Origin of the sequence: Eubacterium sp. MSJ-13, from assembly GCF_018918235.1 — a bacterium.
Taxonomy (GTDB): domain Bacteria; phylum Bacillota; class Clostridia; order Lachnospirales; family Lachnospiraceae; genus Butyribacter.
Map to the genome: position 1 here is coordinate 30,048 of NZ_JAHLQE010000031.1, position 15,804 is coordinate 45,851.

A 15,804-nucleotide genomic window follows, 5' to 3' on the forward strand; every position below is an offset into this window, starting at 1 on the left:
AATAAATATAAAAAGAAACGGAGATTAACGATGAGTGAATATAAAGATTATATAGTTAGAGCAACGGCGGCAGACCATCAGCTTAGAGCATTTGCGGTTACAAGTAAGGATATTGTTGAGAAAGCAAGAGCTATTCACAATACAAGTCCTGTTGCAACAGCGGCTATAGGCAGGCTTCTTACAGCAGCTTCTATGATGGGGAGCATGATGAAGGGCGAGAAAGATGTGCTTACACTTCAGATAGAGTGTGGCGGTCCTATCGGTGGGATAACTGTTACGGCAGATTCAAATGCAGATGTAAAGGGATATGTAAACAATCCGAATGTCATACTCCCTCCAAATGCACAAGGGAAACTTGATGTTTCTGGTGCACTCGGACCAGGATTTTTGAATGTTATAAAAGATATAGGTCTTAGAGAGCCTTACAACGGACAGACACATCTTGTATCAGGAGAGATTGCGGAGGACTTGACATACTATTTTGCAACATCTGAGCAGGTTCCTTCTTCTGTAGGTCTTGGAGTTCTGATGGATAAGGACAACCATGTGCGTCAGGCAGGTGGGTTTATAATTCAGGTTATGCCAGATACCGATGATGAGGTTATTGACAAACTTGAGGCAAGGCTTAGCGAAGTTCATTCTGTTACGGAGATGCTCGATAAAGGTATGACTCCTGAGGACATCTTAAATTATGTGCTTGATGGTATGGATGTGGAGATACTTGAGACAGTTCCTACACAGTATAAATGTAATTGTTCGGTGGAGAGAGTGTCAAAGGCGATAGCAAGTATTGGAAAGAAAGATTTGCAGGAAATGATAGATGACGGTGAGCCTGTCGAGGTAAATTGTCAGTTCTGCGGTTCACATTATAAATTTGATACGGAGCAGCTGAAGGCTCTTATGAAGTAATGGAGGTTACCGTATAAATATATGACAGGCATATGGTGTCAGGCTGTATGCCAATAGATTTAAAATAATAATAGTTCACTAAGCAAGGAAATGACACATTGGTGCATTATGATACACAAAAAACGTTAAAAAGGAGATAAAGTTTATATGCCTTTGAAGAAGAAAAGATATGTATTTATTATAGTTACGGTATTTTGTGTTTTGCTAATGTCAGGAATTACAGGCAGGCATGAAACATTGCAGGCAGAAGGGATAGGAGTAGTAAGCGTAAAGGGGTATCTCAATGTAAGGACAGGTCCCGGAACATACTATTCTAAGCTTAAATCCGGTGGTACGGGAGTTGTGCTTTCTGACGGGCAGAGGGTTACGGTTATAGGAAAGAACGGGGGCTGGTATCATGTGAAATTTACACAGAACAGCAAAAGTTTAAATGGATATGTAAAAAGCAGTTATCTTAAATTTAAAACAGGAAAAACATATTCATCTATAGTCGGTTATACTGTGTCTGAAATAAATGTCAGAAAGAATATGGATACTTCAAAGGTATATCTTACACATGACAATGAGAAGATTAAACTTCCTGTAAAGAAAAAGGTAAGGATATATTCGGAAAAATATTCAGAGAAGAAAAGATGGTATTATGCTGAGTTTGTATATGAAGGAACATCTTATAAGGGATATGTTGAGGCTGATGAAATAGAGGTCACTTATGGAACGGGACTTCCGGGAATGTCAAAGAGCAGTACGGCACTTACTTTGTATAAAGATCCTTCAAAAAAGACGACTGTTACAAATGCATCAGGAAAAAATGTGCTTGTACAAAAAGGAGCACAGTTTGTCATAACAGAGCAGAAGTTTTTTGATGAGAAAAAATATTTTTGTATAAAAGTCATTTCTTCAAATGTTACATATAAAGGTTATGTACTTGCCGATAATGTTTATTTTCAGCTTGTAAGAGATGAAAAGGCTGCGGCTACAGCAAAGCCAGAGGAGACCGCAAAACCTACAGCTACACCAGAACCTACTGAGAAGCCGGCAGAGACTGAGAAACCTGCGGGCACAAGTGAGCCGGAAACGGCGGCAGAGTTTAAAAAAGATCTTGAGAAGAATGGATTTCCAGATGATTATATAACGGAGCTTTTAAAGCTGCATGAAAAATATCCATATTGGCAGTTTAAACCATATAAGACAGGCCTTAAATGGTCAGATGTTATAAAGAATGAATCAAAAGTTGGTCTTAACCTGCTAAGTATAAATAAATCGTATGCATGGAAGTCTACGGCTGCAAAGGCTTATGACTGGAAAACCGATAAATATATACCATATGATGGGAGTACATGGGTGACAGCATCACAAAAAGCAGTAAAATATTATATGGACCCGAGAAATTTCCTTGATGAAAGAGGTATTTTCCAGTTTGAGAGTCTGGAGTATCAGAGTGACAGCCAGACACAGAGCGGTGTTGAAAATATTTTGAATAATACACCTATGCATAATAAAAAGTACACATATACAAGTGACGGAAAAACCGTGAGTGTTAAATATTCTAAGACATTTATGACTGCGGCTAAAAAGTCAAAAGTAAGTCCGTATCATCTTGCATCGAGAGTCAAGCAGGAGGTAGTTATAAGTGCGGTTAAGATGAGTAGTTCAGTGTCAGGTACGGTATCAGGTTATAAGGGAATATATAATTTCTACAATATCGGTGCGAATAATAGTGTTGTCGCAGGCGGGGCTGTTGCAAACGGTTTGAGATGGGCAAAGACAGGAAATACATATCTGCGTCCGTGGAATAACAGATATAAATCCATCGTTGGCGGTGCACAATATATTGGAAAGAATTATATAAATATTGGCCAGAATACATTATACCTTGAGAAGTTTAATGTAACATCAAAGAACAGATATAATCATCAGTATATGGGAAATATAGAAGCACCAAATAATGAGGCTACAAAAACCGTGGCAGCATATGGAGCAATAGATAAAAATATGCCAATGGTATTTTCGATTCCGATATATGAGGATATGCCTGACAAGCCATGTGATGTGCCATCTGGTGGAAAGAATCCTAATAATTATCTTAAGACACTTTATATAAAAGATTATGCATTTGATTCTAAATTTGTTCTTGGTGACAATGGTACTAAAACATATACGCTTACAGTAAATAACAGTGTTGCAAGTGTAAAGATATGTGCCACAAAAGTAAGTAAGTATTCTACAATGACAGGCACAGGAGTAAAAAATCTTCAGGTAGGAGAAAATACTTTTTATGTAAAGGTGAAGTCTGAAAGTGGAAAAACAAGAAAATATAAGATTATTGTTACAAGAAAATAGTTATATCGGGTTAATGTTTATAGAATGGGAACATTAAATGTATTCTGTTTGGTATATAGTTGCAAAGGGGGAAAGAAAAGTGCAGAAGAGTTGTAATTTAAGCAGTATTTTGAAATATTTATGTCTCACTTTTACGCTGATATTTTTGTGCGGACTCAGAAGTTATAATGTAAATGCGGCAAGTGCAGAAGTATCTATTCAATCATCGGAAAAACAGGTTGTAAAAGGAGACATTGTATATGTTATAATTACAGTAAGCTCTTCTGATACAATGAGTGGATTTGAGGGATATTTTTCATATGACAGCAGAGTGCTCCAGTACATTACGGGAGGAAATGTTACAAATGGCAATGATGATAAGTTTCAGATATCGGATACCGGGAGAGAAAGCGGTGTAAGTACATTAAGGTATTCAGTAAAATTTGTTGCAAGAAAAACAGGAACTACTTCGATAGAACTTAAACAGCCAAGTGTTGTCTATAGTTCAGAGGATTCATCTAAAATGTCACTATCTTCCGATACATTGAATATCACAGTGGCAGATTCCGTGAAAAAGGCTGATAGTGCAGAAATCAAAGTGTCTGCAAGACCAGAAGATAAACAACCGGAGGATACAAAAATACCGACAGCAGAACCTGATATAACAGAAACACCAGAGCCGTCTGCTACACCCAAAAAAGATAAAAAAGACAAGAATAATAAAAAAAGCAGTGGCAAGACATATGATATCGAAGAAAAGAAAACGAGTGACAGTGTTACGGCTACATATCAGAATGGTATTACAAAGATTCATTTTTATGATGAGTACACAGTGACTGATGTAGAGAATGAAAAAGATATTCCAGCCGGATTTGGGAAAACAGAAATTGTGTTAAGTGGTCATGTGATAACGGCATATGCAACGGAGAATGATATAGAACATACATATGTACTGATATATTGTAAAAGGGGCAGGCAGGAACCACAGTTTTATCTTTATGATACAGAAAATGACAGTTTTATGCCTTACGATAAGGTAAAATCATGGTATAAAGGTGCAGTAGGCAATGCAGTTGTCGGCTCGGATTCCATATATGAGACTAAAATAAAGACTATGAAATATATTGTAGCTATAATGGTCATAATTTGTCTGCTGATGCTTATAGGTATGTTGACAATCTATTTGCATTATCGTGAAAATAATAATATTATAGATGTACATGATGATTTTGAAGAAGAAAAATCATATACAAAAGCAGAAGATGAATTGACACAGGATAATAAAAAAACAGATGAGCATGAGCCTTCATATGAAGAAAATTTTGAAAGCGAAAGTGTGAAGGATGAAAGTGTTATCATAGAAGATAACAGAAATGTTGTTCATTATTGGAAAAGAGACTAATGTATTCTCAGAATTCTTCGTTCAGAAGATTCTGAGAGTACATACTAATAAAATGGAGGATTTTTAACCATATGCGAAATAAATTTACAAAGAGTGCTTTAAAAGCTCTTGACAATTCGTTAAATGTTGCGAAATCATTCGGACATAATTATATTGGAACAGAACATCTGCTCATAGCCCTTGTGAAAACTAAGGGCGTTGCGGCAGAGGTGATGCGTGAAAATGGTGTTGAAGAAGAAAAACTTGAGATTCTTATAGAGGAGATGCTTGAGTCAGAAGGCAATGTCGTTGTTGCAGACAGACCGCAGTATACACCGAGAGCAAAAAAGATTATTGAGAATAGCATAAGCGAAGCTGAAAGACTGGGTTCGAGTAAAGCAGGAACAGAGCATATACTTATAGCATTATTAAAAGAGACAGACTGTCTTGGTGTAAGGCTGCTTAATACAAGAGGAATAAATGTTCAGAAGCTTTATGTGGATCTTCTCACAGCAACAGGTCAGGATGTAAACAGTGCCAAAAATGAATATATGATGCAGAAAGGCAGAAGAGGAAAGTCTGCAACGCCTGTGCTTGACCAGTACAGCAGAAATCTTACCGAATATGCAAAAGAAGGAAAGTTAGATCCCGTTATAGGCAGAGACCGTGAAATTACAAGGCTTATAGAGATACTCAGCAGAAGAACAAAAAATAATCCTTGTCTTGTGGGTGAACCCGGAGTAGGTAAAACGGCGGTTGTTGAGGGACTTGCTCAGAAGATAGCGGTTGGTGATGTTCCTGATATAATAAAAGATAAAAAGGTACTTACACTTGACCTTTCGGGTATGGTAGCAGGTTCAAAATACAGAGGTGAGTTTGAGGAGAGGATAAAGAGAGCAATAAGAGAAGTCACGCAGTCGGGAAATATCCTTCTTTTCATTGATGAGATTCACACTATCATAGGAGCAGGCGGAGCAGAGGGGGCACTTGATGCAGCGAATATTTTGAAACCATCACTTGCCAGAGGTGAACTGCAGCTTATAGGTGCAACAACGCTGGATGAGTATCGTAAGTATATAGAGAAAGATGCCGCTTTGGAAAGACGTTTTCAGCCTGTTGATGTAAATGAACCTGATACAGAGGAAACTATAGCTATTTTGTCAGGACTTAAAGAGAAATATGAAGAGCATCATGGAGTAGAGATAAGTGAAAGTGCAATTGTGTCGGCAGTTAAGATGTCGGAGAGATATGTCAATGATAGATTCCTTCCTGATAAAGCAATAGATGTTATTGATGAGGCATGTGCAAGAGTCAGTTTAAGTCAGTATCTTTCTACTCCTGAACTCAGAGAACTTGAAGAGAATATATTAAAATGGGAAAAAGAAAAGGAAGATGCAATACGCAGTGAAGATTATAAACTTGCCGGAGAGTTAAAGCGAAAACAGGCAAAGGCTTCTGAAAAACTTGAAAAGCTACATCAAAAGATTGATAATGAGCGTAAAAAACAAAGCATCTGCGTTGATGATAATGATATTGCGGCAGTTATAGCTGACTGGACAAAGATTCCGGTTCAGAAGCTTCAGGAGGCAGAAACGGAGAGACTTAAAAAACTCGAACAGATATTGCATGAGAGGGTTGTAGGTCAGAAAGAAGCAGTAGAAGCAGTTTCTAAGGCTGTAAGAAGAGGAAGAGTAGGACTTAAAGATCCTAACAGACCTATAGGTTCATTCCTGTTCTTAGGTCCTACCGGAGTCGGAAAAACAGAACTTTCAAAAGCCCTTGCGGAGGCCGTCTTTGGCAAGGAAAATGAGATAATAAGGGTTGACATGTCTGAGTACATGGAGAAACATAGTGTGTCAAAAATGATTGGCTCACCACCGGGATATGTAGGATATGAAGAAGGCGGTCAGCTTAGTGAAAAAGTAAGGAGACATCCTTATTCAGTAATACTTTTTGATGAGATAGAGAAAGCACATCCTGATGTATTCAATATCCTGCTTCAGATTCTTGAGGACGGCCATGTGACTGACGCACAGGGAAGGAAGATAAGTTTTAAGAATACTATCATAATAATGACATCAAACGCAGGTGCACAGAGTATCGTTGCACCAAAGCATCTCGGTTTTGGAACTGATGAGAGTGAAGAAGCAGATTACAAGAAGATGAAAGATGGTGTTATGGAAGAGGTAAAGAGGATATTCAAGCCTGAATTTATCAACAGGATAGATGAGGTTCTTGTATTCCATATGCTCACTAAGGAAAATCTGAAGGAAATAGTGGGAATACTTTTGAAAAATCTCAACAAGAGAACGGAAGCACAGATGCATATAAATCTGGATGTATCACAGGCTGCCGTAGATCACATAGCAGAGAGTGGTTTTGATAAGAATTATGGGGCAAGACCTATAAGGAGAGCGATACAGACAGAGATAGAGGATCTTCTTGCAGACAAACTCCTTGCGGATGAGATAAAAGCCGGAGATAATGTAGCTGTTGACTATGACAGTGAGGTAAAAAAAATTACGATAGCTGCTAAATAGATGAATAATGTCATCAGGTATTATTTATTTACTAAAATCGTAATTATTGTTAAAAAAATTACTAAAAAATGTTTAAAAAGTTTACTTATTTTTTGCAAAATACGACAAAATGTGATATTCTAATGACAAATAAAAGATTACTGTTCACACTGCAGTCGTGAACAATAATAATAAAGTCCTGCTTAAAAGTATCGAATAGTGGGCGGGATACTTCGTCAAATTATAAAAGGACATAGGAGGAAAAATCATGGCAGTTATAAAGGAATTGATTCGCAAAGAAAGTGACGGAACATTAAGCTTTGGAAATTATGAGTTTGACACAAAGCAGAAATTATCTGATTTTGAGTACGAAGGAGATCTGTATAAAGTAAAGACTTTTAAAGAGATTACAAAGCTTGAAAAAAATGGAATGTTTGTTTATGAGTCAGTACCGGGAACTACTGTTACCGAGATGAAAAACACAGAAAATGAGATGAGCTTTTTTGTAGAGGGCTGGGAAGACTGTTCTATTACAGTGGAACTTGAGCCTGATACAGAGTATAAAGTATTTGTTGATGGTACAAATATCGGTAAGATGAAAACAAATCTTGCAGGCAAGATAAATATAAGTATAGAAATAGAGCCTGAAAAGAAATCAGAGGTTAAGGTTATTAAGTTATAAGTATGGCAAAATCTAAAAATAAAACGGTTTTTTTCTGTAAGCAGTGTGGATATGAATCATCAAAGTGGCTTGGACAGTGTCCGGCTTGTCACGAGTGGGATTCGTTTGTTGAAGAAACCGTTGCAAGGGCGGTACCGGGAGTAGTTTCCGGTGCCGTCTCTTCTACTAAAAAAGAGGTAGTTCCAACATTGCTTTCCAAAGTTACCACAGATGATGAAAACAGGATAAGTACGAAAATATCGGAGATGGACAGAGTATTAGGTGGAGGTATAGTTGTCGGTTCACTTATACTTGTCGGTGGAGATCCCGGTATAGGAAAATCGACACTTTTGCTTCAGATGTGTAAGAATCTTTCAGATGAAGGAAAAAGTGTTCTTTATGTTTCTGGTGAAGAATCGCTTCGTCAGATTAAGATGAGGGCAGAACGACTTGGGAAATTTACAAGGGATCTGTCCATTTTGTGTGAAACAAATCTTGATATTATATCTGAAAGTATAAGTAAAATGATGCCGGATGTTGTAATTATAGATTCAATACAGACAATGTACAGAGAAGATGTCGGTTCGGCACCGGGAAGTGTAAGCCAGGTAAGGGAAGCTACCAGTATTCTCATGAGAATAGCAAAAGGACTTCATATATCTGTATTTATTGTCGGTCATGTGACAAAAGAAGGTGTCGTGGCAGGACCAAGAGTGCTTGAACATATGGTAGATACAGTTCTTTATTTTGAAGGTGATGGCGGTGCGTCATTCAGATTTTTAAGAGGCGTAAAGAACAGATTTGGTTCGACTAATGAGATAGGTGTTTTTGAAATGCGTTCTGATGGACTGAGAGAAGTTTTAAATCCTTCTGAATATATGCTTCAGGGAAAGCCGGAGAATGAAGCAGGCTCAGTCGTAGCATGTTCGATCGAAGGGACAAGACCGATACTCGTGGAGGTGCAGGCACTTGTCTGCCGTACCAATTTTAATATGCCGAGAAGGACGTCAGCGGGTACTGATTATAATAGAGTAAATCTTCTTATGGCGGTAATAGAAAAAAGGATAGGGCTGCATCTTGGTGATTGTGATGCCTATATAAATGTTGCGGGAGGTATGAGGATAAATGAACCCGCACTTGATATGGGAATAGTTCTTGCGGTACTTTCAAGTTATAAAAATATAGCTATCGACAGCAAAACTATATGTTTTGGTGAGGTGGGACTTGTAGGTGAGGTAAGAGCCGTAAACCACGCCGAACAAAGAGTGCTTGAAGCGGCGAAGCTGGGATTTGACAGATGTATTATGCCGAAGGTAAATCGTGATAGTTTAAGTATTGATAAGGAACAGTTAAAAGGGATGAAACTTGTCGGAGTTAAGAGTATATATGAATTGTTGGAGGTAATGTAGATGGGGTTAAAAGAGACTGAAAATACCACAGAAGTTGTTTTGGAAAGAATGGAAAATACAATGCTGAACCTTGAGCAGATGTCATATGATTCGATAAATATAACCGATCATATAGTGACATTGCTAAGTGATGCAAGAGAACTTCTTACTGTGCTTAAATCAGACGATGAAGAAAAGAAGCAGGAAGCATTTAAGGGAGTAGAAGATATTCTTAATCAATTGCTCAATACCTCATTTGAAGTAAACAATGTATCGCATGAACTGGAGAGAGAGACGGTTTACCAGAGAGAAACTGTTGAGTCTATAAAGCAGATAGTTGATTATCTTTATTCGATTTCAGATGAAGATATGTTTTAAAAAATAAATATTTAAAAGTTGTTTTACGCAAATTTAGTATGTACAAAAAATTGTACAGAAATGGAGATAATCGTGGGAAAATATGAATTTATCGCACCGTGTCATTTTGGACTTGAGGCGGTTTTAAAGAAAGAGATAATAAAACTTGGCTATGAAATAGTAAAAGTAGAAGATGGAAAAGTGACATTTACGGGAGATTCGGATGCAATCTGCCGTGCAAATATATTTTTAAGAACAACAGAAAGAATACTGCTTAAGATAGGAAGCTTTAAGGCAACGACATTTGATGAACTCTTTGAGGGAACAAAGGCTCTGCCGTGGGAGGATTACATTCCGGAGAATGGAAAGTTCTGGGTTACAAAAGCTACATCGATAAAAAGTAAGTTATTTAGTCCGTCAGACATACAGTCAATTATGAAAAAGGCTATGGTTGACAGACTTAAATCCAAATATAATGTAAGCTGGTTTCAGGAGGACGGGGCAAGTTATCCGGTGCGAGTAACGATAATGAAAGATGAAGTTGTAGTGGGACTTGACACATCAGGGGAGTCGCTTCACAAGAGAGGTTATCGTCTTGCTACTGTAAAAGCACCAATCACTGAAACACTTGCGGCGGCACTTATAATGCTCACACCGTGGAATAAAGACCGCATACTGCTCGACCCGTTCTGCGGAAGTGGTACTTTCCCTATTGAGGCGGCAATGATAGGGGCAAATATCGCACCGGGCATGAACCGTTCATTTATATCAGAGGAATGGACACATATTATTCCTAAAAAAGAGTGGTATGATGCCATCAACGAAGCTGAGGATATGATAATGAGAGATATAGAGATGGATATACAGGGCTATGACATAAGTGAAAATGCGATAAAAGCTGCAATGGAAAATGCGAGAAATGCGGAGGTAGACCATCTTGTGCATTTCCAGAGACGGCCGTTAAACCAGACAAGCCACCGCAAGAAGTACGGTTTTATCATAACAAATCCGCCATACGGAAGACGACTTGATGAGCCGGACGAGATGCCATCACTTTATAAAGAGATAGGAAATGTCTACAGAAGTCTCGACTCATGGTCAATGTATCTTATAACAGCTTATGAGCAGGCTGAAAAATACATCGGCAGGAAAGCGGATAAAAACCGCAAGATATATAACGGCATGATGAAAACATATTTTTATCAGTATATGGGACCGAAGCCGCCGAGAAGACATAATGAGAATAGGGAGAAAAGTATATAAAATTAAACGGGTTAGGGAACTTTATTAAAGAGAAGTTCCCTAAAATATTGTTTTTAGGTGTAACGGTTACTTTCGGAATGGAATTTTTGAGTATTATAGTAACAATTAGAGGAGATTTTTATGGCATTAGAAAATAAATTAGGCATGACAGATTCGGCAGAGCTTGCAAGGCAGGAAGAAAAAATAAGCAAGAAAAAAGCTCTTATGATGTTTGAAACAGATTTTTTCGACAGTTTAAAAGCAGGTTCTTTCTCGGCACTTGCAGCCATTCACAGGTATCTTTTTGAAGATATATATGAATTTGCAGGAAAAGTACGGGATGTAAATCTAGCAAAAGGAAATTTCAGATTTGCACCGCTCATGTATCTTGACGAGGCATTGAAAAATATTGAAAAAATGCCACAGAGTAATTTTGATGAGATAATAGAAAAATATGTTGAGATGAACATAGCACATCCTTTTAGGGATGGAAATGGGCGAAGCACAAGAATATGGCTTGATAATATATTAAAAACAGAACTTGGTCAGGTAATCGACTGTAGCCGTGTAGATAAAGACGATTATCTTCTTGCAATGGAGAGAAGTCCGATAAAGGATATAGAGATAAAGTATATATTGAAGAATGCCTTGACGGATAAAATAAATGATAGGGATGTTTATATGAAGGGTATTGACAATAGTTATTATTATGAAGGATATAGTTATTATTCAATCGCAAGCTTGACACAAGCTGTCAAGCTATGCGCTAATAATTGAATTTTACAGAATTTCAGCCCCATGCATCGAAGATGCATTTTATATGGGCTGAAATCGTTGCTGATTGCACCGTAAGGTGTGAGCAGTAACGGATATATTACTTATAAGATGGGAGAAATTAGCGAATAGATTGGCTTAATCCTTATAATAGATATTGTTTACCGGCACACACAAACTTGACATAATCTGTCAGCCTGTGCGACAATAAATAAATTGCGTAGCAATACAGCAATCCACAAAACTTTAAAGATGGAGGAAAATATGAAGGAGTTACTAAAGTATATAAAGGACTACAAAAAAGAGTGTGTCCTCGGTCCTTTATTCAAGCTGTTAGAGGCTTGTTTTGACCTTACGGTGCCTATCGTGATGGCTAAGATAATCGATGATGGAATTGCAAAGAGTGATTCTCATTTTATACTTGTGTACGGGGGTGTCCTGATACTTTTAGCGGCAGTTGGACTTTTAAGTTCGATAACGGCACAGTATTTTGCGGCTAAGGCGGCAGTCGGATTTGCCACAAATTTAAGACATGGACTTTTTAAACATATTGAATCACTCTCATTTACGGAGATGGATACGGTCGGTATCTCAACTCTTATCACTAGAATGACAAGTGATATAAACCAGATGCAGTCAGGTGTAAATATGGCACTTAGACTGTTCCTGCGTTCACCATTTATAGTGTTCGGCGCGGCGGTCATGGCATTTACGGTTGATGTGAAAGCTGCAATAGTGTTTGCAGTTGTTATCCCAATCCTTGCCGTTGTTGTACTTGGAATAATGGCTATCAGTATGCCGCTTTACAGAAAAGTTCAGGCTGGTCTTGATAAGATACTTGGCAGGACAAGACAAAATCTTACCGGTGTGCGAGTTATCAGGGCATTTGACAAAGAGGAAGCGGAGAAAGAAGATTTCAACAATGAAAACCAGATGCTTACAAATCTTCAGCTTCTTGTCGGAAAAATATCAGCACTTACAAATCCGGTGACGTATATCTTTTTAAATGTCGCACTTGTCGTACTTTTATATGTCGGTGCGATAAGAGTTGACGGAGGAATTCTCACACAGGGAAAAGTCATTGCACTCGTTAATTATATGTCACAGATTCTTGTAGAGCTTATAAAACTTGCTAATACCATCGTTGTTTCAACAAAAGCTGTTGCCTGCGGAAACAGAATACAGAAAGTGTTTGAGATGAAACCGTCGATTACGGATGATTTTGTATCGGATAATGAAGTCATCGAAAAATCAGATAGTATTGTGAATGGAAATTCAACTGATAATGTGAACAATGATGAAAAAAATGTCTTAGGTTCGGTAAAAGATTTAGATAATAGAGCAGCAGATAGCAGTGTGAAAGGTGCGGAGGTTGTATTTGATAATGTAGACCTGATATATAAAGGTGCCGGAGATAAGTCACTTGAGAACATATCGTTTACGGCTCCGGCTGGCTCGACTATAGGTATTATAGGCGGAACAGGCTCCGGAAAATCTTCACTTGTAAATCTTATACCTAGATTTTACGATGCGACCGCAGGAAAAGTTCTTATTGATGGAAAAAATGTAAAAGATTATAAAGTGTCGGAGGTAAGAAATCTTGTCGGTATCGTTATGCAGAAAGCAGTGTTATTTAAGGGCAGCATAAGAGAAAACATGAAGTGGGGAAATGATAAGGCAACCGATGACGAGATAAATTTTGCACTTGAAAATGCACAGGCAGCAGAGATAGTCGCAGGCAAAGAGGGCGGTCTTGACTATATGATAGAGCAGAGCGGACGCAATCTTTCAGGCGGACAAAGACAGAGATTCACGATTGCAAGAGCACTTGTAAGACGGCCAAAAGTTCTTATATTAGATGACAGTGCTTCGGCACTTGATTTTGCAACTGATGCGAAACTCAGAAAATCGCTTAAACAGCTTGGCTATGAGCCGACAACATTTATTGTATCGCAGAGAACATCATCAATAAAGCACGCTGATATGATACTTGTACTTGATGACGGAAAAGTTGTTGGAAAAGGAACTCATGACGAACTTCTTGAAAATTGTGAAGTTTACCATGAAATATATATGTCACAGTTTAAAGATAAAAAAGCAGATAGGGAGGTGTCAGCATAATGGAAAAGAAAAAATCACAGTGGGAAACGATAAAACGCGTTTTGAAATACACAAAGAAATACAACATCTATATAGCTTTTTCACTGATACTCGCAGCGGTAACGGTAGTGCTTACACTCTATCTTCCTATACTTACGGGTAATGCCGTTGACCTGATGCTCGGAAAAGGTGCTGTCAAATTTACGGGACTTATGGCTATTTTAAAGAGAATGGTAGTTATAATAGCATTTACGGCACTTGCACAGTGGCTTATGAACATCTGCAACAACAAGATAACTTACAATGTTGTAAGGGATATAAGAAAAGATGCATTTGAAAAAATTCAGATACTTCCATTAAAATATATTGACGGACACCCGTCAGGCGATGTGGTGAGCAGGGTTATCGCAGATGCCGACCAGTTTGCAGACGGACTTCTTATGGGATTTACACAGGCATTTACGGGAGTGCTTACGATACTTGGAACGCTTATCTTTATGTTAAGCCTCAATGTATGGATAACACTTGTCGTTGTACTTGTAACACCGTTATCATTTTTTGTTGCAAGTTTTATCGCGAGAAAGACATACACTATGTTTAAATTGCAATCGGCAACAAGAGGAGAGCAGACAGCACTTATAGATGAGATGGTAGGAAATCAGAAAGTCGTACAGGCATACGGACATGAGAAAGAAGCACTTGATAAATTTGACGATATAAATAAGAGACTTCAAAAATATTCACTTCAGGCAACATTCTTCTCATCAATAACAAATCCGGCAACAAGATTTGTAAACAATATCGTGTATGCAGGAGTAGGAGTGACTGGAGCATTTTTCGCATTAAACGGATATCTTTCAGTAGGAATGTTATCATGCTTTTTAGGTTATGCTAACCAGTATACAAAGCCGTTCAATGAGATTTCAGGCGTAGTAACGGAACTTCAGAATGCCATTGCGTGTGCGGCGAGAGTTCTTGAACTTATCGATGAAGAACCTCAGGTACCGGAAGATGATGATGCCGTGGAACTTACCGGAGTAAAAGGAGAGGTGGAGCTTTCAGGGGTTTACTTTTCATATGTCGAGGATAAAAAACTCATCACCGACTTTAACCTTGATGTAAAACCGGGACAGAGAGTTGCCATAGTAGGACCTACGGGTTGTGGAAAAACAACGCTTATAAATCTTTTAATGAGATTTTATGATGTAAATGAGGGAAGCATAAAAGTAGACGGAACAGACATAAGACACTTAACAAGGGCAAGTCTCAGGAAAAATATAGGAATGGTGCTTCAGGAGACATGGCTTAAAGACGGTACTATATTTGAAAATATCGTGATGGGAAAACCGGATGCGACAAAAGAGGAAGTAATAGCGGCGGCAAAAGCAACCCACGCACACAGCTTTATAAAAAGACTTGCAAATGGTTATGACACAGTGATAAAAGAGGACGGAGATACATTGTCGCAGGGACAAAAGCAGCTTCTCTGTATCACAAGAGTAATGCTCTTAAAACCGCCAATGCTCATACTTGATGAGGCAACATCGTCAATAGATACGAGAACTGAGATAAAGATACAGAACGCATTTGGAAAGCTGATGGAGGGAAGAACAAGTTTTATAGTTGCACACAGGCTTTCGACGATACAGAATGCGGATATCATACTTGTAATGAAAGATGGAAATATAATAGAGCAGGGTGATCATGATGAACTGCTGCAGAAAAAAGGATTTTATTATAATCTTTATAATAGTCAGTTTGCGTAAGTTGTGTGGGCGAAACTGTTGTAGGCTGTGAAATGTTACATCGTATAATAAATAATAACGCAGGCACGCTCTCGCTATATGTCGCTCGTAGCAGTACATAAAGGGTGAAAAAACCACCCTTAAGTACTGACGGCGACAAGAATGCCTGCTTACATTATTTATTATACGATGTAACATTAGCGTAGGTTATCGACAGTTTCGCTTGTAAGTTTGTGGATATTAATACAGTTATAAATATATATGGAGAAAATAGTTGAAGAAGCCATGTATAAAAGTATAGTTTGTTGATGTATTATGATAAAAATATTGTGATTGTGGATTTGAAAATCTAGTACAATGAATAATTAATAATTGATACATTGAACAAGCCTGCACTTTCGATAGCACA

11 protein-coding genes are annotated in these 15,804 nt (G+C 38.0%); all 11 read left to right on the forward strand.

Annotated elements, in window-relative coordinates; translation table 11 throughout:
- Nucleotides 1–30 precede the first annotated feature (30 nt).
- Nucleotides 31–909 (forward strand): Hsp33 family molecular chaperone HslO, encoded by an 879-nt coding sequence (gene hslO, locus KQI69_RS01985; protein ID WP_216563608.1) that lies wholly within the window; start codon nucleotides 31–33, stop codon nucleotides 907–909.
- A 147-nt stretch (nucleotides 910–1,056) separates the two neighbouring features.
- Entirely contained in the window at nucleotides 1,057–3,249 is a 2,193-nt protein-coding gene (locus KQI69_RS01990; RefSeq protein ID WP_216563609.1) for a cadherin-like beta sandwich domain-containing protein, read from the forward strand.
- A 79-nt stretch (nucleotides 3,250–3,328) separates the two neighbouring features.
- Nucleotides 3,329–4,630 carry a cohesin domain-containing protein gene (locus tag KQI69_RS01995; protein WP_216563610.1) on the forward strand — a complete coding sequence of 434 codons (1,302 nt, stop codon included), beginning with the start codon at nucleotides 3,329–3,331 and terminating at the stop codon, nucleotides 4,628–4,630.
- Between the two features lie 71 nt (nucleotides 4,631–4,701).
- A complete protein-coding gene (locus tag KQI69_RS02000) occupies nucleotides 4,702–7,149 on the forward strand; it encodes an ATP-dependent Clp protease ATP-binding subunit (RefSeq protein ID WP_216563611.1) in 2,448 nt (815 codons plus the stop codon).
- Between the two features lie 247 nt (nucleotides 7,150–7,396).
- The gene (locus tag KQI69_RS02005; RefSeq protein WP_216563612.1) at nucleotides 7,397–7,810 is read left to right on the forward strand and encodes an endosialidase; all 414 of its coding nucleotides are present in this window, start codon (nucleotides 7,397–7,399) and stop codon (nucleotides 7,808–7,810) included.
- A 2-nt stretch (nucleotides 7,811–7,812) separates the two neighbouring features.
- On the forward strand, nucleotides 7,813–9,198 hold the full coding sequence (radA, locus tag KQI69_RS02010) for a DNA repair protein RadA (protein ID WP_216563613.1): 1,386 nt from the start codon (nucleotides 7,813–7,815) through the stop codon (nucleotides 9,196–9,198).
- The gene (locus KQI69_RS02015; RefSeq protein WP_216563614.1) at nucleotides 9,199–9,555 is read left to right on the forward strand and encodes a hypothetical protein; all 357 of its coding nucleotides are present in this window, start codon (nucleotides 9,199–9,201) and stop codon (nucleotides 9,553–9,555) included.
- A 72-nt stretch (nucleotides 9,556–9,627) separates the two neighbouring features.
- Entirely contained in the window at nucleotides 9,628–10,797 is a 1,170-nt protein-coding gene (locus KQI69_RS02020) for a class I SAM-dependent RNA methyltransferase (protein ID WP_216563615.1), read from the forward strand.
- 120 nt (nucleotides 10,798–10,917) lie between these two features.
- Nucleotides 10,918–11,553: a protein adenylyltransferase Fic gene (fic, locus tag KQI69_RS02025; protein WP_216563616.1), complete on the forward strand. Its 636-nt coding sequence runs from the start codon at nucleotides 10,918–10,920 to the stop codon at nucleotides 11,551–11,553.
- A gap of 261 nt (nucleotides 11,554–11,814) precedes the next feature.
- Nucleotides 11,815–13,671 (forward strand): ABC transporter ATP-binding protein, encoded by a 1,857-nt coding sequence (locus KQI69_RS02030; protein ID WP_216563617.1) that lies wholly within the window; start codon nucleotides 11,815–11,817, stop codon nucleotides 13,669–13,671.
- Complete coding sequence (locus KQI69_RS02035; RefSeq protein WP_216563618.1) at nucleotides 13,671–15,416, forward strand: ABC transporter ATP-binding protein; 1,746 nt, start codon at nucleotides 13,671–13,673, stop codon at nucleotides 15,414–15,416. The genes KQI69_RS02030 and KQI69_RS02035 overlap by 1 nt, the downstream gene beginning before the upstream one ends.
- Nucleotides 15,417–15,804: the final 388 nt, after the last annotated feature.

Bases quoted from the DNA above. Each gene is read 5' to 3' on its own strand.
- hslO (WP_216563608.1), top strand. From the start codon at position 31: ATGAGTGAATATAAAGATTATATAGTTAGAGCAACGGCGGCAGACCAT.
- KQI69_RS01990 (WP_216563609.1), top strand. From the start codon at position 1,057: ATGCCTTTGAAGAAGAAAAGATATGTATTTATTATAGTTACGGTATTT.
- KQI69_RS02000 (WP_216563611.1), top strand. From the start codon at position 4,702: ATGCGAAATAAATTTACAAAGAGTGCTTTAAAAGCTCTTGACAATTCG.
- KQI69_RS02005 (WP_216563612.1), top strand. From the start codon at position 7,397: ATGGCAGTTATAAAGGAATTGATTCGCAAAGAAAGTGACGGAACATTA.
- radA (WP_216563613.1), top strand. From the start codon at position 7,813: ATGGCAAAATCTAAAAATAAAACGGTTTTTTTCTGTAAGCAGTGTGGA.
- KQI69_RS02015 (WP_216563614.1), top strand. From the start codon at position 9,199: ATGGGGTTAAAAGAGACTGAAAATACCACAGAAGTTGTTTTGGAAAGA.
- fic (WP_216563616.1), top strand. From the start codon at position 10,918: ATGGCATTAGAAAATAAATTAGGCATGACAGATTCGGCAGAGCTTGCA.
- KQI69_RS02030 (WP_216563617.1), top strand. From the start codon at position 11,815: ATGAAGGAGTTACTAAAGTATATAAAGGACTACAAAAAAGAGTGTGTC.
- KQI69_RS02035 (WP_216563618.1), top strand. From the start codon at position 13,671: ATGGAAAAGAAAAAATCACAGTGGGAAACGATAAAACGCGTTTTGAAA.